Raw genomic sequence first — 25268 nt, 5'->3', positions numbered from 1 at the left:
TCTGCCCAGTTCCGCCGCACGGGAGCGTTCGCCGTCTTGGCCCTGTCAGTCGCACCGCCCTTCCCCGGTGCCGCTCTGCGCGTGATGCGCACGGCGGCCGGGCGGCGTGCGCTGCAACTGGGCCTGCTGGTGAGCGGTTTGTTCGCGCTGGGGGCACTCGGCGGACAGCAGGCGCAGGCGGCGGACACGGCCTCGCCGGCCCCCGTGGGTGTCGTACGGCCGGCCCCCGCGGGTGTCGTACGGCCGGTCCATGGAACGGTCGAGTCCCTGCGTGAGGGCGCCGACTCGGCCGGGAGCCGGGTCGAACACGCCGTCAGGAGCGCGCTGGGGGAGGCGGCCGGGCACTCGGACCGGGGTGCGCACTCCTCCGGGCGGCCCCAGCCCGCGGCACCCACTGGCCGGCCCGGCCCCACGGTCACGGACAGGGGCCTCCGCCCCGCGACCGACCCGCTCGCGCACCCCGCGACCGACGTACGGGCACGCCCCGCGACGGACGCGCTCGTACGCCCTGTCACGGACCACGTCCTGCGCCCCGTCACCGTCGCCGCTGTGCGGCCGGTCGCGCAGACCGTGCGGCCGGTCACGCAGACCGTGCGGCCGGTGACTCGCGTCGTGCGGCCCCTGGGTGACCTCGTGGGGACCGTGGTCGGGACGGTCGTCGAGGGGCTGGACGAGGCTCCGGTGCAGCTCCCGGAGCTGCCCGCGCAGCCGCCCCTCCCGTCCCTTCCCTGCTTCCCGTCCGTTCCCTCCCTCCCGTCGGTCCCGTCCGTTCCCTCTCTGCCGTCGGTACCCGGGGTCCCCCAGACACCGGAGTCACCGGAGTCGCCCGGGCTGCCGGGCGCGGGCCAGGCCCTCCCGGCCCCGGACTCCCCGCAGGAGCCGGACACCACCGCCACGCCCCGGCCGGACACGGCGGGGCACGGAGCGGGCGCCGCGAACGCCGGGCCGGCCCTCGCGTACGGGCCGGGGCCCGCGTGGACCGGGGCGGCGGCCGAGGACGCGCACGGGCGGCACCGGCAGCACCCGCACGCCGTCGCCGTGCGCACCGCGCAGACGCGGCCCTCGCATCAGGCGCCCGGCCGCGACCCGGCCGACGCACTGGCCGACCGGTCGGCGGCCGACAGCGGCGCGCCGCGCCACGGCGACCCGCACGCCGCCGTCACCCCGGACCACCGGGCACCGCTGCGGCTCGTGCCCGGCGCCGCCGCGACCGTCACGGCGGCCGGAACCAGGGACAGGCACCGGGACATCCGCGAGTTCCCCGGCTAGGGCGGCGCTCTCCGCGGCGGCCGACCGCGCGGGGACGGAACAGACCTGCCCGTCGTCCGGGCGTCCCTCCGTACCCGTGCCCGTACGGGGCTGCGAAGCCCCGCGCCGAGCCCTCCGCCGGACACCCCCAGGACGCCCAGGACGCCCAGGACACCTTCGGGCGCCTCGGCACGCCGGTCCCGTAAGGGGCCGCGCCGGGCCGAACCGAACCCGAAGCACCACGTCCGACAGCGACGCCCGCCCCGTGGCAGAACGCCGGGGCAGGGCCGTCGTCAGGCGTCCCACCGACTCCGCGGGGGCGTAAGCCCCGGACGGCCGAAAACCGTCGGTCCGTCCACCTAGACCCCCGCGGCCGGGCCCGCACGGTCCCCATTGGGGTGGGGACCTGCGAGCCGGGCCTCTCGGCACCGTCGAGAGGCCGGGGCCTCCACATCCGGTGGCGGCCCTCCCAGGGACCTCACCGGGCCAACCCCAGCCCGGTGAGGTCCCGCTTTCGAGGGGATCTGTGACACCCATCTGTGACAGGTATCACCGCTCAGGTGTGATCTGCGATTTAGGGACCCACGGCGTGCGGCGATAACCTGCGGGACGGACATGCCGCGCGCTCGGACACCGTGTGCGCCACCCTTGTGACAGCGGACGTCACGTTGCCCTTCGCGGCACGCCCACGGAGATAGCAGACCGCAGAGCGGCGAGATCACTGATAGGGACGGACGCGCGTGGACCTGTTCGAGTACCAGGCGAGGGACCTCTTCGCCAAGCACGGTGTACCGGTGCTGGCCGGTGAAGTCATTGACACGCCTGAGGCAGCCCGCGAGGCGACCGAGCGTCTTGGCGGCAAGTCCGTCGTCAAGGCCCAGGTGAAGGTGGGAGGCCGCGGCAAGGCCGGTGGCGTGAAGCTGGCCGCCACCCCGGACGAGGCCGTCGCCCGGGCGACGGACATCCTCGGGATGGACATCAAGGGCCACACGGTCCACAAGGTGATGATCGCCGAGACGGCCCCCGAGATCCTCGAGGAGTACTACGTCTCGTACCTCCTCGACCGCACCAACCGCACCTTCCTGGCCATGGCCTCGGTGCAGGGCGGCATGGACATCGAGGAGGTCGCGGAGAAGACCCCCGAGGCCCTCGCGAAGGTCCCGGTCGACTCCAACGAGGGCGTCTCGATCGAGAAGGCCCGTGAGATCGTCGCCCAGGCCAAGTTCCCGGCCGAGGTCGCCGAGAAGGTCGCCGAGGTCCTCGTGACCCTCTGGGACACCTTCGTCGCCGAGGACGCGCTCCTCGTCGAGGTGAACCCGCTGGCCAAGGTCGCCTCCGGCGACATCCTGGCCCTCGACGGCAAGGTGTCCCTGGACGCCAACGCCGAGTTCCGCCAGCCGGAGCACGAGGCGCTCGAGGACAAGGACGCGGCCGACCCGCTCGAGGCCGCGGCCAAGGCCAAGAACCTCAACTACGTGAAGCTCGACGGCGAGGTCGGCATCATCGGCAACGGCGCGGGTCTGGTCATGTCGACCCTCGACGTCGTCGCGTACGCCGGTGAGGCCCACGGCGGCGTGAAGCCCGCCAACTTCCTCGACATCGGCGGCGGCGCCTCCGCGCAGGTCATGGCGAACGGCCTGGAGATCATCCTCGGCGACCCGGACGTCAAGTCCGTGTTCGTCAACGTCTTCGGCGGCATCACTGCGTGCGACGAGGTCGCCAACGGCATCGTCCAGGCGCTGCAGCTGCTCGCCGACAAGGGCGAGGAAGTCACCAAGCCGCTGGTCGTCCGTCTCGACGGCAACAACGCGGAGCTGGGTCGCAAGATCCTGTCCGACGCCAACCACCCGCTGGTCCAGCGCGTGGACACCATGGACGGCGCGGCCGACAAGGCCGCCGAGCTCGCGGCCGCGAAGTAAGGGATAGAGGACCAGACCACCATGGCTATCTTCCTCAACAAGGACAGCAAGGTCATCGTCCAGGGCATGACCGGTGCCACGGGCATGAAGCACACCAAGCTCATGCTGGCCGACGGCACGAACATCGTCGGCGGCGTGAACCCGCGCAAGGCCGGCACGTCCGTCGACATCGACGGCACCGAGATCCCGGTCTTCGGCACGGTCGCCGAGGCGATGGAGAAGACCGGCGCCAACGTGTCCGTCCTCTTCGTGCCGCCGGCCTTCGCCAAGGCCGCCGTCGTCGAGGCGATCGACGCGGAGATCCCCCTCGCGGTCGTCATCACCGAGGGCATCGCGGTCCACGACTCCGCCGCCTTCTGGGCGTACGCGAAGGCCAAGGGCAACAAGACCCGCATCATCGGCCCGAACTGCCCCGGCCTCATCACGCCGGGCCAGTCCAACGCCGGCATCATCCCGGGCGACATCACGAAGCCGGGCCGCATCGGTCTGGTCTCGAAGTCCGGCACGCTGACGTACCAGATGATGTACGAGCTGCGTGACATCGGCTTCTCGTCCGCCGTCGGCATCGGTGGCGACCCGGTCATCGGCACGACGCACATCGACGCGCTCGCCGCGTTCGAGGCCGACCCCGACACCGACCTGATCGTGATGATCGGTGAGATCGGCGGCGACGCCGAGGAGCGTGCGGCCGACTTCATCAAGGCCAACGTCTCGAAGCCGGTCGTCGGCTACGTCGCGGGCTTCACCGCGCCCGAGGGCAAGACGATGGGCCACGCCGGCGCCATCGTCTCCGGTTCCTCCGGCACGGCCGCCGCGAAGAAGGAGGCCCTCGAGGCCGCCGGCGTCAAGGTCGGCAAGACGCCGACCGAGACGGCGAAGCTGGCGCGCGAGATCCTCGCGGGCTGACCTCCCGGCTCGACACCGAGTGGGGGCGGGGCCCCGCCGGGGGGGGGGGCCCCCCGGGGGGGCGGGGGGGGGGCCGGGGGGGGGGGCCCGCCCCGCCCGGCCCCCCCCCGGGGGGGCCCCCCCCCCCGGCGGGGGCCCGCCCCCACTCGGCGTTTCCCGGCATGCGCCGGGCTGTCGTCACCTGCCCTCCGGGACGAGCCTTCCCGGACCGTTCTCCGTCTCCGACCTGAGCTTGGAGCGCAGGTCGAGTTCGTCCTCGGAGAGGGTGCCGGGAGCGGCGCGCGGCGGTACCCCGCGCACCGTCGTGCCCGGGGACAGCGGGGGCTCGTAGTGGTCCGGGGCGGTGGCCAGGGTCAGCGCCGTGGCACTGACGAGGAGCGTCGTGACGGCGATGGCCGCGCGGGTCCAGCTGCGGGCGCGGCGCTCGCTACCGGTGCGCACCGCGGTGGGACCGGGCGCGTGCAGCCGCTCCGAGCCCGCCAGCGCGGCGAGGCGGCGGTGCAGTTCCTCGGGGGCGGAGAGTTCCGGCATGCGGGCGGCGACGGCCTCGCGTGCGTGCAGCAGCCGGTTCGCGGTCGCGGGCGTGCTCGCCTCCGTCTCGGCCGCGGTGTCGGGCAGGTCGAGCCCGACACCGTCGTACAGCACCAGGGTGCGCCGGTGGACCGGCGGCAGTCTCAGGATGGCGGCGAGCAGGGCGCGGTCGGTCGCGTCGGCGGGCGGCGGCTCCGGATGCCGGAAGCGCGGCCGCAACCGGTGCCAGGGGGAGAGCGCGTACTCGTACGCCGTCGCCCGCACCCAGCCGGCCGGGTCCCGGTCGACGGCCACCTCGGGCCAGCGCTGCCAGGCCAGTTGGAACGCCCGCTCCACGGACTCCCGCGCCAGCTCGCGCCGCCCGGTCAGCAGATAGGTCTGCCGTACGAGGGCGGGCGCGCAGAACTCGTAGAGCATGTCAAAGGCCTGAGTTGGCGTCAGGGGCTGTGTCCGGGGCCTCGGTTGAGTCTCCTGGGGAGCGTCCGGCCCGGTCCCCGCGGGGGCGTCGGCCCGGTCCGGGGCGGACGGTGAGGGCGTGGACGGCGCTGTTTCCGTCGGTCCGCCGGGGTCCGTCGAGGGGGGCGCGTCGGCGCCGGCGGGCACGAGGGCGAGCTGGGACCGCTGTACGGGCGTCCCGGGCCCGGCGTGTGCGGGCACGGTCTCGGGGTCGCGCCGGGACGCGTGCTCGTCTTCCTGTTCGGCCAGCAGTTCGGCGTACGCCTCCCGCTCCCGGCCGTGGGGAGTGGTGCGCCCGCTCTCCCAGGAGCGGACCGTCTCGCGGCTGACACCCACCCGGTCCGCGACCTGAGCCTGGGTCAGCCCGGCGGCCTCGCGCAGGCGCCGGCGCCGCTTGGGGGAGGGCAGCGGGGTGGCAGGGCTCTGCGTCACAGGGTGCCTCTTAGCGCGAAAAAGTACATAAACGTATATTGAGCGACACATCGGGCGTTTGCCTGTTACGACGAGAAAGCGCGTGTCGTTGGCAGCATGGCGTCGTGACCCATCTGACCGACCGCAGCCCGTCGTTGTCGTCCCTGCGCCTCCGGTGGCGCGACCGATCCCCGGGCCTCGGCACGGGCGCGCTGGGCGGCGCGGTCGCGGCGGGCCTCGGGCTCGGCTGCTTCGCCGTGCTGGTGACGGTGCTGTGGATCAGCTCGCCGTACCCGGACAGCGGCCCGGGCGGAGCCCTGCACGTCGCCGCGTCCCTGTGGCTGCTGGCGCACGGCGTCGAACTCGTCCGCGCCGAAACCCTCACCGGTGTCCCCGCCCCCGTCGGGGTCACCCCGCTGCTCCTGGTCGCGCTTCCCGCGTGGCTGCTGTACCGGGCGGCGCGGGACACCGTGGACGCCGTACCCGTCCCCGGCAGGGCGTGGGCCGGGGTCGTCGGGGGCTACCTCGCGGTCGGCGGCGCGGCCGCGCTGTACGCCTCGGGCGGGGAGCCGCGGCCCTCCTGGCCGTGGACCCTCCTGTGCCTGCCCGTCCTGGTCGTGGTCGCGGCCGGCGCGGGAGTGTGGGCCGCGTACGGGCGGCCGGGCGGGCCGCTGCCTCCGGCCGTGCGCCGCGGGCTCGGCACCCTTCCCCCGGGCGTACGCCGTTTCGTCGTCGCCGCCGCCCTCGTGCCGGACGCCCGGCGCAGGCTGGCGGCCGCGCTGCGGGCGGCCGGGGCCGGGACGGCGGCTCTCGTCGGCGCGGGCTCACTGCTGGTCGCGGTCTCCCTGGTCTGGCACGGGGGAGCGGCCCGGCACTCGTTCCTCCAGCTCACGGACGTGTGGTCGGGCCGCTTCGCCGTCCTGCTGCTGTGCCTGGCCCTCGTGCCGAACGCGGCGGTGTGGGCGGCGGCGTACGGGCTGGGGCCGGGGTTCGTGCTGGGCGCAGGGCAGGTGGCGGCGCCGCTGTCCGCTGCCGCGGTGGGCCCGACGCTGCCGCCGTTTCCACTGCTGGCGGCGGTTCCGGAGACCCCCGGATCGCCGTGGGGTCTGGTGGCCGCGGTGGTGCCCGCGGCGGGCGGGGTGACGGTCGCCTGGTACGTGGCGCGGACGGCTTCGCGGGAGCGGACGGCGGCCTGGTCCGTGCGGCGCACGGCGGGCACAGTCTGTCTCGCCGCGGGGCTGTGCGGCATCGCCCTCGCGCTGCTCGCCGGGGCGGCGGGCGGGCCGCTCGGGGTCTTGGCCCTGGCCCACTTCGGGCCGGTGTGGTGGCAGGCCGGGGGCGCGGCCGCGGGGTGGACCGCGGTGGTGGGAACCCCGGTGGCGTGGAGCCTGCGGGCGTGGTGGCTCCGGACACCGCGTCCGGCGGCGAAGCAGGAACCGCCGACGCGGACACGGACACCGGCACCGGCACGGACGTCCGGACCGGCGCGGACACCCGGACCGGCACCGGCAGCGAAGCTGAGGCTGAAGCTGACGTCGGCGCTGAAGAAGAAGCCGAGGCCGGGGTCGACGGAAGGCACGGCGGTACGGGACTCGGGGGTACGCGAGGCGCCGGACCGGGGCGCGGGTGCCGGTGAGGCGCCGGGGCGGCCGGTGGAGGTACGGGACTCGGCTGCCCGTGAGGCTGGAGGCCGGACCCCGGATGCCGGCGAGGCGGCCGGGCCGGTTGCGGGGGCGCGGGACCCGGACACCGGTGAGGGGCCGGGCGGGTTCGTGGACGTGCCGGCGCCGGGCGCAGGTGCCCCGGAGACGCCGGACCCGGCGGTGAGCGAGCCGACGACGGAAGACGCGGAGCGGACCGAACCGGGACCGGAGAAGCGGAAACCGCCCGCTGCGAGCCCGGCCGGATCGAGCCCGGGGAAGCCGAGCCCGGCCGAACCGGGACGGGGAAAGCGGAAGCCGACCGCTGCGAGCCCGGCCGGATCGAGCCCGGGGAAGCCGGGCCCGGCCGAACCGGGGCCGGGGAAGAAGGCGAGTCCTGCCGAACCGGACGCGACCGAACCGGACGCGACCGAACCGGACGCGACCGAACCGGACGCGGGCGGGCGTGGTGCCGACGTGCGCCGTCCCGGGGCGGCCCCGCCCCCGACGGGCTCGTGGCTCTCCCGGCTGAGGGTCCCGCGTCGCGGCCGGGCGGACGCACGGGACCAGGAGCGCGCGGCGCCCCGCCCGGCGGCCGTGGCGCCGGAAGAGGACCCCGATCTCGCGCCGTACGACCTCCTGCCGTCCGATGCCCCGGGCTGGCACGGCGACGGCTCGCGCGCGTCCCGTTGGGCGGCCCTCAGGGGAGCGGCGGCCGCTCCCGCGGACCCGGCCGGGGACCCCGAGCCCTGACGGGGACGGTCCCGGCGGCCCGGATCAGTTCTTGCCCAGCAGGCTCCGCAGCTCCTTGGGCAGGAGATCGTCGCAGGACTGCTTGGCCGCACTGGTGAGGGCGTCGTTCGTGCAGGTGTAGTAGTCGCTGTAGACGAGCTGGGCGGTGAACGTGAGGGCGACCATGGCGAGTGCGAGGGACGCGGTGACCAGACCGCTCACGGCCGCGCTCGTCTGCGAGCGGACGCCCGGGTCGGGCGCCGGGGCGCCCGGTTCCGGTGCACGGGGCTTGGCCCGGACGGAGCTGACGCCCCAGTACATGGCCAGCGCGCCGAGCAGCAGGGCCACGGACGGCCAGCTGAAGAGGGCGAAGAAGAAGGCCCACATGCCGGTGAGCAGCGAGTAGCGGGCGCGGCGCTGGGCCGGGTCGGCCGGGTCCCAGCGCATACCGGTGCCGGGGCCGCCCTTGCCGCCTTCGCGGCCGTCACCGGGACCGCCCTGACCGCCGGGCGCGCCGGGGCGGTCGCCGAACCCGCCGTTCTGCGAGGGTCCGGGCTGCCGGTCGCTCCACTGGCTGCCCCAGGGCGAACGGCTGCCCTCGTCGGAACCCTCTCCGCGGCCTCCGTCGGCCGGTCGGCGCGGTTGCCATGGCTGGTCCGGGGTGCCCTCGGGCGGCGGCGCGAACGGGTTGTGGTCCGCGTCGGACCCGGGCGCGGAACCGGCACCCGAGCCGTCACGTCCGTCCGAGGAGCCGTGCCCGCCCGAGCTGTCGCGCCCGCCCGAGGAGCCGTCGCCACCCGAGGTGTCGCGTCCGCCGGTGGGGGTGGGCCCGGTTCCGGGCGCGTCCCCGTCCTCCCGCGGCGGCGTGGGCGAAGGGCGCCGCTCGCGCAGCAGGAGCGGAGGGAGTCGGAGACTGCGGTCCGGCATCAGGTGTGCGTCTTCCCCTTGGTGGTTCTGGCGGGCGGTGTGCGCGCGAGCTTCGGTGCTCGCGACACCCGCCCCGAGTGTTCGGGACCGAGGCTCACGCCCCGGGGTGTTCGGGCCCGGGGGCAGCGTCCCCGGCGGGTACGGCTCCGGGACTCGCGCCCCGGTGTACGGGTCCCGGGGCTCGCGCCCCGACGTACAGGACCCGCGCCCGCGCATGCGTGCCCGTCCAGATCAACGCCCCACGCGCGCGGGGCGTTCCCCCCGCGCCGAGCGGCGTTCCCGGACAGGCGCTCACCAGACGCTACCTTCCGGCCACGCCCCCGTCCCGTGGGGGCCGCCCCGTGTGCCGGTATCGTTGCTGCCGGTCGGCCGCTTCGTAGACTTCCCCGTATCCGGGGGCGCGAAGCATTCGTACGACCGTACAAACGCTTCCCCGAGAAAGGGCCCCGCCGTGGCCAAGGCCAAGCGCCTCGTCGTGCTGGTCTCCGGATCAGGCACGAACCTGCAGGCACTGCTCGACGCCGTCGAGTCCCAGGGCACCGAGGCCTACGGAGCCGAGATCGTGGCCGTCGGTGCGGACCGGGACGGCATCGTGGGGCTGGAGCGCGCGCGCCGGGCCGGGCTGGAGACCTTCGTCCGGCGGGTCGGGGACTACGGCACCCGTGACGAGTGGGACGCGGCGCTCGCCGAGGCGACCGCCGCGTACGAGCCCGACCTGGTCGTCTCCGCCGGGTTCATGAAGATCGTGGGCAAGGAGTTCCTGGCCCGGTTCGGCGGGCGGTTCGTGAACACGCACCCCGCGCTGCTGCCCAGTTTCCCGGGAGCCCACGGCGTGCGGGACGCGCTCGCGTACGGCGCGAAGGTCACCGGATGCACCGTCCACTTCGTCGACGACGGTGTCGACACCGGCCCGATCATCGCCCAGGGCGTGGTCGAGGTGCGGGACGAGGACGAGGAAACCGCTCTTCACGAGCGCATCAAGGAAGTCGAGCGAAGGCTGCTCGTCGATGTCGTGGGGCGGCTCGCCCGCAACGGCTATCGCATCGAGGGACGAAAGGTAGTTATCCAGTGACCGCCGAGAGCAACAAGCGGCCCCTTCGCCGGGCGCTCGTCAGCGTCTACGACAAGACCGGTCTGGAAGAGCTGGCGCGCGGGCTGCACGGGGCCGGGGTCGAGCTCGTCTCCACCGGCTCCACCGCGTCGAGGATCGCCGCGGCCGGTGTCCCGGTCACCAAGGTCGAGGAGCTCACCGGCTTCCCCGAGTGCCTGGACGGCCGCGTCAAGACCCTGCACCCCAAGGTCCACGCCGGCATCCTCGCCGACCTGCGCCTGGAGGACCACCGGGCGCAGCTCGCCGAGCTGGGCGTGGAGCCGTTCGACCTCGTCGTCGTCAATCTGTACCCGTTCCGCGAGACCGTCGCTTCCGGCGCGTCGCCCGACGAGTGCGTCGAGCAGATCGACATCGGCGGCCCCTCCATGGTCCGCGCCGCCGCCAAGAACCACCCGTCCGTGGCCGTCGTCACCAGCCCCGCGCGGTACGGCGACGTCCTGGCCGCGGTCGAGGACGGCGGTTTCGACCTCGCCGCCCGCAAGCGGCTCGCCGCCGAGGCCTTCCGGCACACGGCCGCGTACGACGTGGCCGTCGCCTCCTGGTTCGCCGACGGGTACGCCCCGGCGGACGACAGCGGCTTCCCCGAGTTCCTCGGCCACACCTACGAGCGCAAGAACACCCTCCGCTACGGCGAGAACCCGCACCAGGGCGCCGCGCTGTACGTCGACGGCACGGGAGGCCTCGCCGAGGCGGAGCAGCTGCACGGCAAGGAGATGTCGTACAACAACTTCACGGACACGGACGCCGCGCGCCGTGCCGCGTACGACCACGACGAGCCCTGCGTCGCGATCATCAAGCACGCCAACCCGTGCGGCATCGCCGTCGGCGCGGACGTCGCCGAGGCGCACCGCAAGGCGCACGCCTGCGACCCGCTCTCCGCGTTCGGCGGTGTGATCGCCGTCAACCGTCCGGTGTCGCGGGAGATGGCCGAGCAGGTCGCCGAGATCTTCACCGAGGTCATCGTGGCGCCCGGTTACGAGGACGGCGCGCTCGACGTGCTCACCAAGAAGAAGAACATCCGGGTGCTGCGCGCGGACGGCGCGCCGGCCAACCCGGTCGAGGTCAAGCCGATCGACGGCGGCGCGCTGCTCCAGGTCACCGACCGGCTCCAGGCCGACGGCGACGACCCGGCCGACTGGACCCTCGCGACGGGCGAGGCCCTGAGCGGGGACGAGCTGGCCGAGCTGGCGTTCGCCTGGAGGGCGTGCCGCGCGGTGAAGTCCAACGCGATCCTGCTCGCCAAGGACGGCGGCTCGGTGGGCGTCGGCATGGGCCAGGTCAACCGCGTCGACTCCGCGAAGCTGGCCGTGGAGCGGGCGGGCGCCGAGCGGGCCCGCGGCTCCTACGCCGCCTCGGACGCGTTCTTCCCCTTCCCCGACGGTCTGGAGATCCTCACCGCGGCCGGCGTCAGGGCCGTGGTCCAGCCCGGCGGTTCGGTCCGCGACGAGCTGGTCGTCGAAGCCGCGAAGAAGGCGGGCGTCACGATGTACTTCACGGGGACGCGCCACTTCTTCCACTGAGCCCCGCGCCGCCTCCGACGCACCTGACGGCGGCCTCCGGCCCCCTCCACCGAGGGGGCCGGAGGCCGCCGTCCTGTGCGCGTGCCCCGTACCGCGGACGGTTCCGGTGCCGCCGGTCAGTACCGCGGGCGGTTGAACCAGGCTTCGCCGTCCTGCTTGCCGACGAACACCGCGATGAGGATCGCCATGACGGTGTGCGCGAGGCCGACGACGACGAACGGGTAGATGCCGAGGATCGCCGTCAGGATGCCGAAGACCAGGATGGCGACGCGGACGCCGTTGCCGCCGCTGCCGGTCTTCACGCCGAGCCAGATGGCGAAGACGCCCCAGGCCAGTACGGCGACGGTGACGGCCCACAGCACGCCGGCCGAGTAGTCGGCGAGCTGCTGGAACTGGACGTCGTCCTTGAGGGCCTCGTCGTTCTTCGCCGCCGAGACGGCCACCGCGGACAGCGCGATCAGGATGGCGCCGAGGACCTGGAGACCGCCGATGACGAAGAGCATCACGCGCGCGGCCTTCACCCCGCCCGGCATCACGGCCGGTCCGCCCGGGTAACCGCCGCCGTACGGCTGCTGCTGGAGCGGCGGGGCCTGCGGATAGCCGTAACCGGGCTGCTGCGGCGCACCGCCCTGGGGGTAGCCGTAGCCGGGCTGCTGGCCCTGCGGGGGGCCGTAGGGATTGTTCGGGTCGCCGTAGCTCATGGCGGGTTTCCTCCGATGCCTGATGCGGGGACTACGCGCGGCACGGTTCGGAGGAGAGTTCTACAGAGCGGTCCGTCCCCCCGGTACTGCCCGCGGCACTGTGCCGCTCATCGTTCTCAATCACTCGCTCATTTGTCCAGCGGACATCCGTACGTGTTGTGCAAGTGCAACATCCACGATCATGGCGGCCACCACCTGGCAGGGCCCGCGGGGCGCCGTCGGCGGCCCGGATTGGAACCGGGGCCGGGTCATCCGCGAGGATGGGGCCATGACCGCCCAGATTCTCGATGGCAAGGCCACCGCAGCCGCGATCAAGTCCGACCTGACCGCCCGCGTGGCGGCCCTCAAGGAGAAGGGCGTCACGCCCGGCCTGGGGACCGTCCTGGTCGGCGACGACCCCGGCAGCCAGAAGTACGTCGCGGGCAAGCACCGCGACTGCGCGCAGGTCGGCATCGCCTCCATCCAGCGCGAACTGCCCGCGACCGCCACGCAGGAGGAGATCGAGGCGGTCGTCCGCGAACTGAACGAGGACCCCGCCTGCACCGGCTACATCGTCCAGCTCCCGCTGCCCAGGGGCATCGACGAGAACCGCATCCTGGAGCTGATGGACCCGGACAAGGACGCGGACGGCCTGCACCCGATGAACCTTGGGCGGCTGGTCCTGAACGAGCCGGCGCCGCTGCCCTGCACCCCGAACGGCGTCCTCACCCTCCTCCGCCGGTACGGCGTGGAGATCAAGGGCGCCGAGGTCGTCGTCGTCGGCCGCGGGGTGACCATCGGACGCCCGATGCCCCTGCTGCTCACGCGCCGCTCCGAGAACGCCACGGTCACCCAGTGCCACACCGGCACCCGTGACCTCTCCGCCCACCTGAAGCGGGCGGACATCATCGTCGCCGCGGCCGGTTCCGCGCACCTGATCCGTCCCGAGGACGTGAAGCCGGGCGCCGCCGTCCTCGACGTCGGTGTCTCGCGCAGCGCCGAGGGCAAGATCGTGGGCGACGTCCACCCCGGCGTCGCCGAGGTGGCCGGCTGGATCTCCCCGAACCCGGGCGGCGTCGGTCCGATGACCCGCGCCCAGCTGCTCGTCAACGTGGTCGAGGCGGCGGAGCGCAGTGTCGGCTGACGGCGACGGCAAGGACACGGCCGCGACCGAGGACACCGCGTCCGCCAGGAACACCGCGTCCGCGAAGAACACCGTGTCCGCCGAGTCCACTGAGGCCCCCCGGGAACCCGCGGCGGAACCGGCGGACGCGGCCGGTACCGGCACCCGCGGCGCGTCGAGTACGGACACCGACGGCGTGGACGGCCTGAACGGCCTGGACGGCCTGAACGGCCTGAACGGCCTGGACGGCCTGAACGGCCTGGACGGCCTGGACGGCCTGGACGGCCTGGACGGCGTGAGCATCGACGACGTGGTCGGCACCAGCGCGGAACCGACGGTGCGGGACGCGGTCAGCGCGCCCGACGCGCAGGGCAGGCCCCGCCGCACCACCCGCCGCTTCCCGCTGTTCACGCGGGACACCGCGCGGCCCGAGGGCGGCGGCCGAGCGGCACCCCGGGACGCTCCCGCGCCCGCCCGCCAGTGGCCGATCCTCGTCGTCCTGGCGGGTGTCGGGCTCGGGCTGCTGCTGACCGCGCTGGACGTCTTCCGTCTCGGCACCGTCCTGATCGGCGTGGCCCTGCTGGCCGGCGGCGTGCTGCGCTGGGCGGTGCCCGACGTCGGCATGCTCGCGGTCCGCTCCCGCTTCACGGACATGGTCACGTACGGCGCGCTGGGCGTGGCCATCGTGCTGCTCGCGCTGATGGCGCAGCCCAAGCCGTTGCTGGAGATCCCGTTCCTGGACGACACCCTGCACTTCACGATCCAGTGACCGGACGGTGGCCCGCGCTTCCCCCGGGAGAGTGAGGGCCACCGGGCCGGACTGGACAGCCGGGCGAGGTGACCGCGGCCCATCCCCTCCCCCGAGTAAGGACGAGCCGCGGCCGGGCGAGTGTTCCGCCCGGGGTCCACACTCACGCACGGTGAACAGCCTGTTCAACACCTGCCTGTTCGCTGTGGCACGGAAGTGACCATTCCGCTACGGTGTCCGCGCCCCGCAACGGGAACCGCGTCGAGGACCGCGTCCCAGGGGCCGCCGACACCGGTTCCCGCCACGGCCGCCGGCCCGTGCTCCTCGGCGTATCCGGTCACTTCCGTAACGCAAGTGCCCTCCTGTGCACCCCCGGTCGTACCGATGCGCGGACAAGTTCGAGAACCGCCGCGAAGGCACTCCGCGCCGGGGCTAGCGTGTCCAGCCGGGACGGTCCGGAGGGAAGGCGCGGACGGAATCAGGCACGTACGGGGAAAAGGGGGAAGCGATGCCTCGTTGGAGGGCCTTGCCGGATGAACTCGACCCGCAGGTCAGGGAGTTCGTCAGTCAGCTGCGCCGGCTCGTCGACCGCGGCGGGCTGAGCATCGCCGCGGTGGCGGACCGCACCGGTTACGGCAGGACGTCCTGGGAGCGCTATCTGAACGGCCGGCTGCTCGCGCCCAAGGGTGCGGTCGTCGCGCTGGCCGAGGTCACCGGCACCGGCCCCGTGCACCTCGTCACCATGTGGGAGCTGGCCGAGCGCGCATGGAGCCGCGCCGAGATGCGCCACGACATGACGATGGAGGCCCTTCGCATCTCCCGGGCCCGGGCGGCGCTCGGGGAGTCCGGGCCGCCGCCCGCCAACGGCACGGGCGGCAGGCAGGCCCGCGGGGGCGGCGGCGCGACGGCGACGCCGGGGATCGCGGGACCCGCCGGGGTGATGCCCACGGTGCCGTCCCAGCCTTCACCGCGGGACGTGGAGGACTCCTCGTACGGTTCCGGGCCATCCTCGTACGGTTCCGGACCGGACGGCGCCGCCGCGCGCGGCTCCGGCGGCGGCGCGGCACCCGGCGGGCCCGCGCGCGGCCGGTGGGGGCTCAGCCTGCCGTCCCGCCCGTCCGCGCCCGTGACGCCACCGGATGCCGGGGTGCCGGGGCCCCCGGTGTCCGGCCGGGACGCGGGGCCGCCGCCGTCCGACGGCCCGCCGCGGGGGGCTGGTTCGGCCGACAAGGCGCGGCGCATGCGGCGGCTCACGATGTTCCTCGCGGGCACGGTCGGCGCGCTCGGGGTGATCGTGACTGCCGTCCTGCTCACCGACGGCGGCGGGGACGGGAGGCACGCGGGCACACCGAAGCCGCCCGCCGCCTCCGCGAGCACCGGTCCCGGTCTGCCGGCCGGGGTGAAGTGCAGCGGCAGGGGCTGCGCCGGCAAGGACCCGGAGGAGATGGGCTGCGGTGACGAGCGGGCCAGGACCACCACCAGCGTCACCGTCGGCACGGCACTCGTGGAGGTCCGCTACAACAAGGCCTGCGGAGCCGCCTGGGCCCGTATCACCCGGGCGGCTCCGGGGGACAGGGTCGTGGTGTCCTCGACGGAGGCCGCCGCACGGAGCAGCTCGGCCGACGGGGACTTCGACGGGTACACCCCGATGGTGGCCGTGAAGGACGCGGGTGACGCGAAGGCCTGCGCGACCCTCAAGTCGGGCGAGAAGGGCTGCACTCGGTAGGGGACGCGACGGCGTGCACGCGCGCGTGGGGCCTGCTCGCGCGCGGGTGTGCGGAAACCGCGCCGCACGGGGGCATGGTCCGGGCCCCCGGGGCAGACGGACCGTACCCCCACGCAATCCGGTTGCTCCGGGAGGACGCCCCCTTCTCCCGCACACCCCCGGTACCCCCCTGCGGTCGCCGCGTCCCCTCCAACGGGCGGGCGGCCGCTTCTTCGTGCCCGGAACGGCGGTTGTGGGGCGGGCCACACGAGACCCGGCCGTGCGGGCCCTCGGATGCGCGATAGCCTGACGGGCGGATCTCTCTTGACGCCGAGAGATCGATCATCTGTACGCCTGATCGATCCTCGCGGCGGTCGGCGCCGGCCATCCGGCAGGCGGCGGGATCCTGCACCCGGGGCAGCGACGCCCCACCGCCAGCTGTCATACGGAGAACGCCATGACCCGCACTCCCGTGAACGTCACCGTCACCGGCGCGGCCGGCCAGATCGGCTACGCACTGCTCTTCCGCATCGCCTCCGGCCAGCTGCTCGGCGCGGACGTTCCGGTCAAGCTGCGCCTTCTGGAGATCACCCCGGCGCTCAAGGCCACCGAGGGCACGGCGATGGAGCTCGACGACTGCGCCTTCCCGCTCCTCCAGGGCATCGACATCACCGACGACCCGAACGTCGCCTTCGACGGCACGAACGTCGGCCTGCTCGTCGGCGCCCGCCCCCGCACCAAGGGCATGGAGCGCGGTGACCTCCTGGAGGCCAACGGCGGCATCTTCAAGCCGCAGGGCAAGGCCATCAACGACCACGCCGCGGACGACGTCAAGATCCTGGTGGTCGGCAACCCGGCCAACACCAACGCACTGATCGCCCAGGCCGCCGCGCCGGACGTCCCGGCGGAGCGCTTCACCGCGATGACCCGCCTGGACCACAACCGCGCGCTGACGCAGCTCGCCAAGAAGACGGGCTCCACGGTCGCCGACATCAAGCGCCTGACCATCTGGGGCAACCACTCAGCGACCCAGTACCCCGACATCTTCCACGCCACGGTCGCCGGCAAGAACGCCGCCGAGACCGTGAACGACGAGAAGTGGCTCGCCGAGGACTTCATCCCGACCGTCGCCAAGCGCGGTGCCGCGATCATCGAGGCCCGCGGCGCGTCCTCGGCCGCCTCCGCCGCCAACGCCGCCATCGACCACGTCCACACGTGGGTCAACGGCACCGCGGACGGCGACTGGACCTCCATGGGCATCCCGTCGGACGGTTCCTACGGTGTCCCGGAGGGCCTGATCTCCTCCTTCCCGGTCACCACCAAGAACGGCACGTACGAGATCGTCCAGGGCCTGGACATCAACGAGTTCTCCCGCGCCCGCATCGACGCCTCCGTCAAGGAGCTCGAGGAGGAGCGCGAGGCGGTCCGCGGTCTCGGCCTCATCTGAGCCGCCCCGCCTCCGTCGGCCCCCATCGGAACGTACTCCGGTGGGGGCCGACGCATGCGTACGAAAAGTACGTATCGAACACCCGTGCTTTATCGGTATATGGCAGCTGCAACAGGAGTATCCCTCGCTATCGTCGTGACGTACGGTCCGCCCGGGGTTGCCGGCCGGGCCGGGCAAGACATGGCGGGGGTGGTCCCGTTGACGGGATCGAATCGGCGGTACGCGCACAGCGAGTCCACCCGGCTGCTGTGCGCCGGGGCCCATCTGGACACCGGGTTCAGGGCACGGGTCATCGACGAACTCATCGGGCACGAGGAGCGGCCGGCCGCGCCGTCCCTCGGTGTCGATGTCGTCTCCGTGCTCGCGCATGCCGTGCGGGCACGGCGGCAGGAGGTCTCCACCGCGCTGGCGCTGGGCGGCATCTGGGTGGTCTTGACGAGCGCCAGATCCGCGTCGCCCGGGCCCCCCGCCTGGGAGCACGACGACGACGTGCAGGACGGCCCCCTCCAGGTCATCGACCACCGCTTCGAGGCCGCGGACGGTACGGCGTACGCGATCCGCTCGATCGGCACCGAAGGCACGGACGTGCGCACCCCGTTCCGGGTGGCCCTGAACTCGTTCTGCCCGACGGGAGCGGACTGCGCGACGGCGTGAGCGGTCCGGCCCGCCCGCCCGCGTCCCGTCAGCCGGAGGGGCGGCGGGCCGGCGTGCGGCGCAGGCGCTTCTCGAACCGGTGGGCCGCGTGGACGTTGTCGTCGTACGGCGGGATCTCCGTGTAACCGCAGGCCCGGCACATGGCCTGGGCCTCGGTGAGGACGGCGTGGGTGTCGAGCCGCACGGTGTCGAGTCCGCGTGCGACGGCCTGCCGCTCCAGCTCCTTCAGCATGCGCCGGGCCAGTCCGAGCCTCCGCGCGTCGGGGTGGACCCACATGTGCCGGATCTCGCCCACGCCCCGTTCGAGCCGGCGCAGCGCCCCGCAGCCCACGGGCTGTCCCTCCTCGTACGCCACGACGAAGGCAACGGCCCGCTCCGGCATCTCGCCCGGCCGCACCGGGACCGCCGGGTCGAAGCCGTCGGGGAACCGCCCGCCGATGTCGGCGGCGTACGCGGCGAGGCAGGTCCGCGCGTCGCGGGAGGCGCCGTCGACGACCTCGACGGCGGTCCCGGCGAGCCGCAGCAGCCGCTCGGTGACGGCGACGGCGGCGGTGAGTTCGCCGCGCTGCGCCTCGCTGAGTCCCCGCAGCAGGCCCGCGGCCAGTCCGTCGGCCCTCCGGTTCTGCTCCGCGACCTCGGCCCGTCCGGCGGGCGTGAGCTCCGCGACCCGCAGCCTGCTGTCCTTGCGGTGCACGCTCACCCGGATCAGCCCCTGCGCCTGAAGCGTCTTGATCATCCGGCTCAGATACCCGGCGTCGAGCCCCAGCCTGCTTCTGAGGTCACGCAGCGAGGTCCCGTGCCCGACCTCCAACAGCAGCCGGGCCTCGCCGAGCGGGCGCTCCCGGCCGGGGCAGTGCTCGTCGAGCGCGCCCGCCCGGCGGGTGAAGTACCGGTGGAGGCGGCGCAGCGCCCGCACGTCGTCCACTGAGACTGGCTCCATATGTGTTTGACCCTAGTCAAAGAAAATGCCGTATGTCCAGGGATGTGATCGGGCTGACGGCATTTGGCCGATGCTGTCGGTATTTCTGATGGTTGTTCAGTGACACCCGGCACTTTCGGTCACGAGTTCGCATGCATGAGGGGCGGATGGGCAGGTGCTCACGGCCCCCAAGGGTGACCGAGTGTGACGCAGGGGCAGGAAACAGGAACGGAAGGCGATGCCGATCATGGCGCGACAGACCGAACGACAGGCGCAGCAGACCATCCATGCGGGCGGGCAGTGGCGCGAGGCCGCTTCCGGAGCCACGCGCGAGATCCTCGATCCCGCGGATGCCGAGCCGTTCGCCGTGGTCGCGGAGGGTGACGAGAAGGACGTGGACCTGGCGGTCGAGGCCGCCCGGCGGGCCTTCGACGAGGGCCCGTGGCCCCACACTCCCGTCGCCGACCGTGCCGCGCTGCTGCGCCGCGTCGCCGATCTGCTCGTACGCGACCGCGAGGAACTGGGGCTGCTGGAGAGCCGTGACGCGGGCAAGACGGTGGAGGAGGGGCGCGTCGACATCGACTGTGTCGCCGACGCCTTCCGCTACTTCGCCGATCTGGTTGTGGGGGAGGGCGGCGGACGGGTCGTCGACGCCGGGTCCGCGGACGTCCACAGTGTCGTCGTGCACGAGCCCGTCGGCGTCTGCGCCATGATCACGCCATGGAACTACCCGCTTCTCCAGGCCAGTTGGAAGGTCGCGCCGGCGCTCGCCGCGGGCAACACCTTCGTCGTCAAGCCGAGTGAGATCACCCCGCTGACGACGATCGCCCTCGTGGAGCTGCTCGTCGAGGCCGGTCTGCCCACCGGAGTCGCCAACATCGTCACGGGGCCCGGCCACTCGGTCGGCGCCCGGCTGGCCGAGCACCCGGGCGTCGACCTGGTCTCCTTCACCGGCGGTCTGGAGAGCGGGACGAAGGTCGCGCGGGCCGCCGCCGTCGGCGTCAAGAAGGTCGCCCTGGAACTCGGCGGCAAGAACCCGAACATCGTGTTCGCCGACGCCTGCGCCACGGACGAGGGCTTCGACACCGCCGTCGACCAAACCCTGAACGCCGCGTTCATCCACAGCGGCCAGGTGTGCTCCGCGGGCTCCCGGCTCATCGTCGAGGAGTCCGTGCGGGAGCGCTTCGTCGCCGAACTCGCCGCCCGCGCCGCGCGGATCAGGCTCGGACGCGGGACCGAGGACGGCGTCGAGTGCGGCCCGCTCGTCTCGGCGCAGCAGCGCGAGAAGACCGAGGCGTACGTGGCGTCCGCCCTCGCGGAGGGCGCGGTGCTGCGCAGCGGCGGCAGGCGTCCCGAGCCGTCCGAAGTCCGGCCCGCCGCCGGGTACTTCTACGAGCCGACCGTCCTCGACGGGTGCCACCGGGAGATGAGGGTCGTCCGCGAGGAGGTCTTCGGGCCCGTGCTGACCGTCGAGACGTTCCGCACGGAGGACGAGGCCGTCGCGCTCGCCAACGACACCGAGTACGGCCTCGCCGGCGCCGTCTGGACCGCGGACGCGGGCCGCGCCCGACGGGTCGCCGCCCGGCTCCGCCACGGCACCGTCTGGATCAACGACTTCCACCCCTACCTCCCGCAGGCGGAGTGGGGCGGCTTCGGCAAGAGCGGCGTCGGGCGCGAACTGGGCCCCGCCGGCCTCGCCGAGTACCGGGAGACCAAGCACGTCTACCAGAACCTCGCGCCGAAGCCGGTGCGCTGGTTCGCCGGCTGACGCGGACGCACCGCGACCCGGCCACCCGGGCGCGCCCCGCCCGGACCGTCACGGCCCGGCCGGGCACGCGCCGCCGACCGGACCGACCCCCCACCGCCGCGCATCCCCCACCGGTCACGCGCAGCACGTTGCACGAAGAGGAGCAACCCCCTTCATGTCCGAGCACGAGAACACGTACGACTACGTCGTCATCGGCGGCGGCACCGCGGGCTCCGTCATCGCGTCCCGCCTGACCGAGAACGCGGACGTCACCGTCGCCGTCATCGAGGGCGGCCCCAGCGACGTGGACCGCGAGGACGTCCTCACCCTGCGCCGGTGGATGGGCCTGCTCGGCGGGGAGCTGGACTACGACTACCCCACCACCGAGCAGCCACGCGGCAATTCGCACATCCGGCACAGCCGGGCCCGGGTGCTCGGCGGCTGCTCGTCCCACAACACGCTCATCGCGTTCAAGCCGCTGCCGTCCGACTGGGACGAGTGGGAGGCGGCGGGTGCCGAGGGCTGGGGCGCGGCACCGATGGAGCCGTACTACGAGCGCCTCCTGAACAACATCGTGGCGGTCGACGAGAAGGACCGGAACGCCATCGCCCGCGACTTCGTCGACGCCGCCCAGGCCGCGCTCGGCGTGCCGCGGGTGGAGGGCTTCAACAGGAAGCCGTTCACCGAGGGCGTCGGCTTCTTCGACCTCGCCTACCACCCCGAGAACAACAAGCGGTCCAGCGCGTCCGTGGCGTATCTGCACCCCGTCATGGACCGGCGGCCCAACCTGACGCTCCTGCTGGAGACCTGGGCGTACCGGCTGGAGCTCGACGGGACCCGCGTCACGGGCGTGCACGTCCGCGGCAGGGACGGCACGGAGACCCTCGTACGGGCCGGGAACGAGGTGCTGCTCTGTGCGGGAGCCGTGGACTCGCCCCGGCTGCTGCTGCACTCCGGCATCGGCCCGAGGCAGGACCTGGAGCGGCTCGGCATACCGGTCGCGCTCGACCTGCCGGGCGTCGGCGAGAACCTGCTCGACCACCCCGAGTCGGTGATCGTGTGGGAGACGGACGGGCCCATCCCCGAGAACTCCGCGATGGACTCCGACGCGGGCCTCTTCGTGCGCCGGGACCCCGAACGGCCGGGCCCGGACCTGATGTTCCACTTCTACCAGATCCCGTTCACGGACAATCCGGAGCGGCTGGGCTACGAACGCCCCGCGCACGGCGTCTCGATGACCCCGAACATCCCGAAGCCGCACAGCCGTGGCCGGCTCTACCTGACGAGCGCGGACCCGGACGAGAAGCCCGCCCTCGACTTCCGCTACTTCACGGACGAGGACGACTACGACGGCCGGACACTCGTCGACGGCATCAGGATCGCCCGTGAGATCGCCAGGACCGAGCCGCTGGCCGGCTGGCTCAAGCGCGAGGTGTGCCCCGGCCCCGAGGTCACCGGCGACGAGGAACTCAGCGCGTACGCCCGGCAGGTCGCGCACACCGTCTACCACCCGGCGGGCACCTGCCGGATGGGCGACCCGGCGGACGAACTCGCCGTGGTCGACCCCGAGCTGCGCGTCCGCGGGCTCGACGGCATCCGGATCGCCGACGCATCCGTCTTCCCGACCATGCCCGCCGTGAACCCGATGATCGGGGTGCTCATGGTCGGCGAGAAGTGCGCCGACCTGCTGGGAGACGAGGCCCGATGAGTACGACCCTGGAAACCCCGCAGAGCCCCGGGAACCCGCGGGCCGGGTCCCCCGTCTTCTCCGTGCGCAACCTGTGGAAGGTCTTCGGCCCCAAGCCCGAGCGCGTGCCCGCCGACCCCGGACTCGCCTCGCTGTCCCCGGCGGACCTGCGTGCCCGCACCGGCTGCACCGCCGCCGTCCGCGACGTCGGCTTCGACGTGCGCAAGGGCGAGGTCTTCGTCGTCATGGGCCTGTCCGGCTCCGGCAAGTCCACCCTGGTGCGCTGTCTGACCCGGCTCATCGAGCCGACCTCCGGTCAGCTGGCCATCGACGGCGAGGACGTGCTCGCCATGGACCGCGGGCGGCTGCGCGAACTGCGCCGCCACCGGGCCGCGATGGTCTTCCAGCACTTCGGACTGCTGCCGCACCGCTCCGTCCTCGACAACGTCGCCTACGGCCTGGAGATCCAGGGCGTCCCGCGCGCCGAACGCCGTGAGCGGGCCGCCGAAGTGGTCGCCAAGGTCGGCCTGGAGGGCATGGAGCAGCGCAGGCCCGGACAGCTCTCCGGCGGCCAGCAGCAGCGCGTCGGACTCGCCCGGGCACTCGCCGTCGACCCCGAAGTCCTGCTGTTCGACGAGCCGTTCAGCGCGCTCGACCCGCTGATCCGGCGCGACATGCAGGAGGAGGTCATCCGGCTGCACCGCGAGGAGGGCCGCACGATGGTCTTCATCACCCACGACCTGAACGAGGCCCTGCGGCTCGGCGACCGCATCGCCCTGATGCGTGACGGCCGCATCGTGCAGCTCGGCACCCCCGAGGAGATCGTCGGCTCGCCCGCCGACGACTACGTGCGCGAGTTCGTCCGCGACGTGCCCCGCGAGCAGGTCATGACCGTACGGTCGGCGATGCGTGCCGCGTCCGCCGGCGAGGCCGGCCGCGGGCCGGCCGTGAAGCCCGGGGCCACCGTCTCGGAGGCCATCGAAGCGGTCGCGCGCTCCGGATGCGCGGCCCGCGTGGTGGACGAGGGCCGGTGCGTAGGCGTCGTCGACTCGGAAACCCTGCTCGGGGTGGTGGCCGGCACGGACACGCCCGGCCACACCGGGCCCGGGGTGGTGGCCGACAGGGACGCGCCTGGCCAGGGCGAGCCCGGGGCGGTGGCCGACAGGGACCCCCGGGGTACCGGCGAAGGGGTGGCCTGATGGCCGCCGTCACCGCGCCCGCCGGCCGCGGCGGCCCGGCGGACCGGGCCAGGAACCTCCTGCGCCACCGGGCCGCGGGCAAGCTCCTGCTGCTCGCCGTACTCGCCGCCGTCGCCGTCCCGCTGCTCGACGCCCGCTGGTCGAGCGGCAGTTGGCCGCACGCGCTGACCGTCGACCTCACCGGACCGCTCGGCAGGACCAGCGACTGGATCATCGACAACCGGGACAGCCATCCGCTGTTCCTGTACTTCTTCGGCCACGTCAGCAACGCGGTCGTGCTCTCCGTGCGCGCCGTCTACCTGGTGCTGCTCGCGGCGGGCTGGGCCGGTGTGACGGCGGCCGCCGCCGCCGTCGCCTGGCGGGCCGCCGGGCTGCGACTCGCTCTCGGCACGGCCGCCGCGTTCCTCGCCTGCGGACTCCTCGGCATGTGGGTGCCGGCCATGCAGACGCTGGCCCTGATGGTCGTCGCCGTCCTCGTCTCCGTCGTCCTCGGCATGCTGCTCGGCCTCGCGGCCGGACTGTCCGAGCGCACGTTCCGCGCGCTGCGGCCGGTCCTCGACACCATGCAGGTGCTGCCCGCGTTCGCGTACCTGCTGCCCGTCGTCCTGGTCTTCGGCATCGGCGTCCCCGCGGCCGTCCTCGCCACCGTCGTGTACGCAGCCCCGCCGATGGCCCGGCTCACCGCCCTCGGCCTGCGCGGCGCCGACCCCGGCGTCATGGAGGCCGTCGCCTCGCTCGGCGCCACGGCCCGGCAGCGGCTGCTCACCGCCCGGCTGCCGCTGGCCCGCAAGGAACTCCTGCTCGGTCTCAACCAGACGATCATGATGGCGCTGTCCATGGCGGTCATCGCCTCCGTGATCGGCGCGGGCGGTCTCGGTGACCGCGTGTACCAGGCCCTGGCCTCCGTCGACGTGGGCGCCGCCCTCGCCGCCGGCGTCCCGATCGTGCTGCTCGCCGTCGTCCTCGACCGGGTGACCGCCGCCGCGGGGGAGCGGCTCGGCGCGCACACGGGGACGAAAGGCCCGCACTGGGCGTACGCCGCCGTCGCGGTCGTCGCCGTGGCCGTCGCCGGGCGCCTCACGGGCCGCCTCGACTGGCCCGACGCCTGGATCGTGCGCATCGCAGGACCGGTGAACACCGCCGTCGACTGGATGACCGACCACCTCTACTCGGGGGTCCCCTACATCGGCGGCACCGCCGACTGGGCGGCCCACTTCACCACCTGGGTCCTCGACCCGCTCCGCGACGGCCTCCAGTGGCTGCCCTGGTGGGCGGTCCTGCTGCTCGTCGCGGCCCTGGCCTGGCTGATCGGCACCTGGCGCACCGCGCTCACCGCCGTCCTCGCGATGGCCGCGATCGGTGTGCTCGGCGTCTGGAAGCCCTCCCTCGACACGCTGTCGCAGGTCCTCGCGGCGGTCGCGGTGACCCTCGTCATCGGCTTCGCGACCGGTGTCGCGGCGGCCCGCAGCGAACGCGTCGAGCGGGTCCTGCGCCCGGTCCTCGACGTCTTCCAGACGATGCCGCAGTTCGTGTACCTGATCCCGGTGGTGGCACTGTTCGGCATCGGCCGGGCGCCCGCCGTGGCCGCGGCCGTCGTCTACGCCCTGCCCGCCGTCGTGCGCATCACCACCCAGGGGCTGCGCTCGGTCGACCCGGCCGCGCTGGAGGCCGCGCGCTCGCTCGGTGCCACCGGCGGACAGCAACTCCGCCAGGTCCAGCTCCCGCTGGCCCGCCCCGCCCTGCTGCTCGCCGTCAACCAGGGCGTCGTCCTGGTCCTCGCCGTCGTCATCATCGGCGGCCTGGTCGGCGGCGGCGCGCTCGGCTACGACGTCGTGTTCGGCCTCGCCCAGGGCGACCTGGCGACCGGACTGGTCGCCGGCGCGGCGATCGTCTGCCTGGGCCTGATGCTCGACCGGGTCACCCAGCCGACGCAGCGCCGCACCGAGAAGGGAGCGTGA

Annotated in this window: 19 protein-coding genes; 15 read left to right on the top strand and 4 right to left on the bottom strand. The window is 73.7% G+C overall.

Features of this window, described 5'->3' with window-relative positions; all coding sequences use genetic code 11:
• Positions 1 to 36: 36 nt before the first annotated feature.
• The 3 genes from ACFYP4_RS23615 to sucD all read left to right on the top strand — a co-directional run bounded on the left by ACFYP4_RS23615 (position 37) and on the right by sucD (position 4073).
• On the top strand, positions 37 to 1269 hold the full coding sequence (locus tag ACFYP4_RS23615; RefSeq protein WP_388787799.1) for a hypothetical protein: 1233 nt from the start codon (positions 37 to 39) through the stop codon (positions 1267 to 1269).
• A 719-nt stretch (positions 1270 to 1988) separates the two neighbouring features.
• Entirely contained in the window at positions 1989 to 3167 is a 1179-nt protein-coding gene (gene sucC / locus ACFYP4_RS23610; RefSeq protein ID WP_121405576.1) for an ADP-forming succinate--CoA ligase subunit beta, read from the top strand.
• A 21-nt stretch (positions 3168 to 3188) separates the two neighbouring features.
• Positions 3189 to 4073 carry a succinate--CoA ligase subunit alpha gene (gene sucD, locus ACFYP4_RS23605; RefSeq protein ID WP_355794457.1) on the top strand — a complete coding sequence of 295 codons (885 nt, stop codon included), beginning with the start codon at positions 3189 to 3191 and terminating at the stop codon, positions 4071 to 4073.
• A 177-nt stretch (positions 4074 to 4250) separates the two neighbouring features.
• Here sucD and ACFYP4_RS23600 read toward each other — a convergent pair whose 3' ends face one another.
• Positions 4251 to 5492 (bottom strand): helix-turn-helix domain-containing protein, encoded by a 1242-nt coding sequence (locus ACFYP4_RS23600; RefSeq protein ID WP_388787795.1) that lies wholly within the window; start codon positions 5490 to 5492, stop codon positions 4251 to 4253.
• 104 nt (positions 5493 to 5596) lie between these two features.
• Here ACFYP4_RS23600 and ACFYP4_RS23595 point away from each other — a divergent pair, with 104 nt between their 5' ends.
• Positions 5597 to 7864 (top strand): DUF6350 family protein, encoded by a 2268-nt coding sequence (locus tag ACFYP4_RS23595; RefSeq protein ID WP_388787792.1) that lies wholly within the window; start codon positions 5597 to 5599, stop codon positions 7862 to 7864.
• A 24-nt stretch (positions 7865 to 7888) separates the two neighbouring features.
• Here ACFYP4_RS23595 and ACFYP4_RS23590 read toward each other — a convergent pair whose 3' ends face one another.
• Positions 7889 to 8770 (bottom strand): hypothetical protein, encoded by an 882-nt coding sequence (locus tag ACFYP4_RS23590; RefSeq protein WP_388787789.1) that lies wholly within the window; start codon positions 8768 to 8770, stop codon positions 7889 to 7891.
• Between the two features lie 451 nt (positions 8771 to 9221).
• Between ACFYP4_RS23590 and purN the strand changes: the two genes are divergently transcribed.
• Positions 9222 to 9842 carry a phosphoribosylglycinamide formyltransferase gene (gene purN / locus ACFYP4_RS23585; RefSeq protein WP_358855987.1) on the top strand — a complete coding sequence of 207 codons (621 nt, stop codon included), beginning with the start codon at positions 9222 to 9224 and terminating at the stop codon, positions 9840 to 9842.
• Positions 9839 to 11401 carry a bifunctional phosphoribosylaminoimidazolecarboxamide formyltransferase/IMP cyclohydrolase gene (gene purH, locus ACFYP4_RS23580; RefSeq protein ID WP_388787786.1) on the top strand — a complete coding sequence of 521 codons (1563 nt, stop codon included), beginning with the start codon at positions 9839 to 9841 and terminating at the stop codon, positions 11399 to 11401. The genes purN and purH overlap by 4 nt, the downstream gene beginning before the upstream one ends.
• Before the next feature lie 116 nt (positions 11402 to 11517).
• Here the strand turns inward: purH and ACFYP4_RS23575 are convergent, their stop codons facing one another.
• Positions 11518 to 12102, bottom strand: a complete 585-nt coding sequence (locus ACFYP4_RS23575; protein ID WP_388787783.1) for a hypothetical protein — start codon at positions 12100 to 12102, stop codon at positions 11518 to 11520.
• A 268-nt stretch (positions 12103 to 12370) separates the two neighbouring features.
• On the opposite strand from ACFYP4_RS23575, the gene ACFYP4_RS23570 reads away from it, so the two are divergent.
• The 5 genes from ACFYP4_RS23570 (at position 12371) to ACFYP4_RS23550 (ending at position 17758) form a co-directional block, all read left to right on the top strand.
• Complete coding sequence (locus ACFYP4_RS23570) at positions 12371 to 13225, top strand: bifunctional methylenetetrahydrofolate dehydrogenase/methenyltetrahydrofolate cyclohydrolase (RefSeq protein ID WP_358855001.1); 855 nt, start codon at positions 12371 to 12373, stop codon at positions 13223 to 13225.
• A gap of 256 nt (positions 13226 to 13481) precedes the next feature.
• Complete coding sequence (locus ACFYP4_RS23565; protein ID WP_388788206.1) at positions 13482 to 13973, top strand: DUF3017 domain-containing protein; 492 nt, start codon at positions 13482 to 13484, stop codon at positions 13971 to 13973.
• Between the two features lie 487 nt (positions 13974 to 14460).
• Positions 14461 to 15678 (top strand): DUF2690 domain-containing protein, encoded by a 1218-nt coding sequence (locus ACFYP4_RS23560; RefSeq protein WP_388787780.1) that lies wholly within the window; start codon positions 14461 to 14463, stop codon positions 15676 to 15678.
• A 436-nt stretch (positions 15679 to 16114) separates the two neighbouring features.
• On the top strand, positions 16115 to 17104 hold the full coding sequence (locus ACFYP4_RS23555; protein ID WP_388787777.1) for a malate dehydrogenase: 990 nt from the start codon (positions 16115 to 16117) through the stop codon (positions 17102 to 17104).
• A gap of 198 nt (positions 17105 to 17302) precedes the next feature.
• Positions 17303 to 17758 carry a hypothetical protein gene (locus tag ACFYP4_RS23550; protein WP_388787774.1) on the top strand — a complete coding sequence of 152 codons (456 nt, stop codon included), beginning with the start codon at positions 17303 to 17305 and terminating at the stop codon, positions 17756 to 17758.
• 28 nt (positions 17759 to 17786) lie between these two features.
• Here the strand turns inward: ACFYP4_RS23550 and ACFYP4_RS23545 are convergent, their stop codons facing one another.
• Positions 17787 to 18698: a GNAT family N-acetyltransferase gene (locus ACFYP4_RS23545; protein ID WP_388787771.1), complete on the bottom strand. Its 912-nt coding sequence runs from the start codon at positions 18696 to 18698 to the stop codon at positions 17787 to 17789.
• A 226-nt stretch (positions 18699 to 18924) separates the two neighbouring features.
• On the opposite strand from ACFYP4_RS23545, the gene ACFYP4_RS23540 reads away from it, so the two are divergent.
• The 4 genes from ACFYP4_RS23540 to ACFYP4_RS23525 all read left to right on the top strand — a co-directional run bounded on the left by ACFYP4_RS23540 (position 18925) and on the right by ACFYP4_RS23525 (position 25268).
• Positions 18925 to 20445: an aldehyde dehydrogenase family protein gene (locus tag ACFYP4_RS23540; protein ID WP_358854994.1), complete on the top strand. Its 1521-nt coding sequence runs from the start codon at positions 18925 to 18927 to the stop codon at positions 20443 to 20445.
• Between the two features lie 154 nt (positions 20446 to 20599).
• Positions 20600 to 22132, top strand: coding sequence for a GMC oxidoreductase (locus tag ACFYP4_RS23535; RefSeq protein ID WP_358854993.1), 1533 nt, complete (start codon positions 20600 to 20602; stop codon positions 22130 to 22132).
• Positions 22129 to 23310 carry a glycine betaine/L-proline ABC transporter ATP-binding protein gene (locus tag ACFYP4_RS23530; RefSeq protein ID WP_358854992.1) on the top strand — a complete coding sequence of 394 codons (1182 nt, stop codon included), beginning with the start codon at positions 22129 to 22131 and terminating at the stop codon, positions 23308 to 23310. The genes ACFYP4_RS23535 and ACFYP4_RS23530 overlap by 4 nt, the downstream gene beginning before the upstream one ends.
• On the top strand, positions 23310 to 25268 hold the full coding sequence (locus ACFYP4_RS23525; protein ID WP_388787767.1) for an ABC transporter permease: 1959 nt from the start codon (positions 23310 to 23312) through the stop codon (positions 25266 to 25268). The genes ACFYP4_RS23530 and ACFYP4_RS23525 overlap by 1 nt, the downstream gene beginning before the upstream one ends.

The organism is Streptomyces sp. NPDC005551 (assembly GCF_042871785.1).
Taxonomy (GTDB): domain Bacteria; phylum Actinomycetota; class Actinomycetes; order Streptomycetales; family Streptomycetaceae; genus Streptomyces.
The sequence above is the reverse complement of the archived record's forward strand: the minus strand, read 5'-3'. Positions and strand labels throughout refer to the sequence as shown.

Coding starts and splice junctions, on each gene's coding strand:
- ACFYP4_RS23525 (WP_388787767.1), top strand. CDS start 23,310: ATGGCCGCCGTCACCGCGCCCGCCGGCCGCGGCGGCCCGGCGGACCGG.
- ACFYP4_RS23560 (WP_388787780.1), top strand. CDS start 14,461: ATGCCTCGTTGGAGGGCCTTGCCGGATGAACTCGACCCGCAGGTCAGG.
- ACFYP4_RS23555 (WP_388787777.1), top strand. CDS start 16,115: ATGACCCGCACTCCCGTGAACGTCACCGTCACCGGCGCGGCCGGCCAG.
- ACFYP4_RS23530 (WP_358854992.1), top strand. CDS start 22,129: ATGAGTACGACCCTGGAAACCCCGCAGAGCCCCGGGAACCCGCGGGCC.
- ACFYP4_RS23590 (WP_388787789.1), bottom strand. CDS start 8,770: ATGCCGGACCGCAGTCTCCGACTCCCTCCGCTCCTGCTGCGCGAGCGG.
- ACFYP4_RS23540 (WP_358854994.1), top strand. CDS start 18,925: ATGGCGCGACAGACCGAACGACAGGCGCAGCAGACCATCCATGCGGGC.
- ACFYP4_RS23575 (WP_388787783.1), bottom strand. CDS start 12,102: ATGAGCTACGGCGACCCGAACAATCCCTACGGCCCCCCGCAGGGCCAG.
- sucD (WP_355794457.1), top strand. CDS start 3,189: ATGGCTATCTTCCTCAACAAGGACAGCAAGGTCATCGTCCAGGGCATG.
- ACFYP4_RS23570 (WP_358855001.1), top strand. CDS start 12,371: ATGACCGCCCAGATTCTCGATGGCAAGGCCACCGCAGCCGCGATCAAG.
- ACFYP4_RS23545 (WP_388787771.1), bottom strand. CDS start 18,698: ATGGAGCCAGTCTCAGTGGACGACGTGCGGGCGCTGCGCCGCCTCCAC.
- ACFYP4_RS23535 (WP_358854993.1), top strand. CDS start 20,600: ATGTCCGAGCACGAGAACACGTACGACTACGTCGTCATCGGCGGCGGC.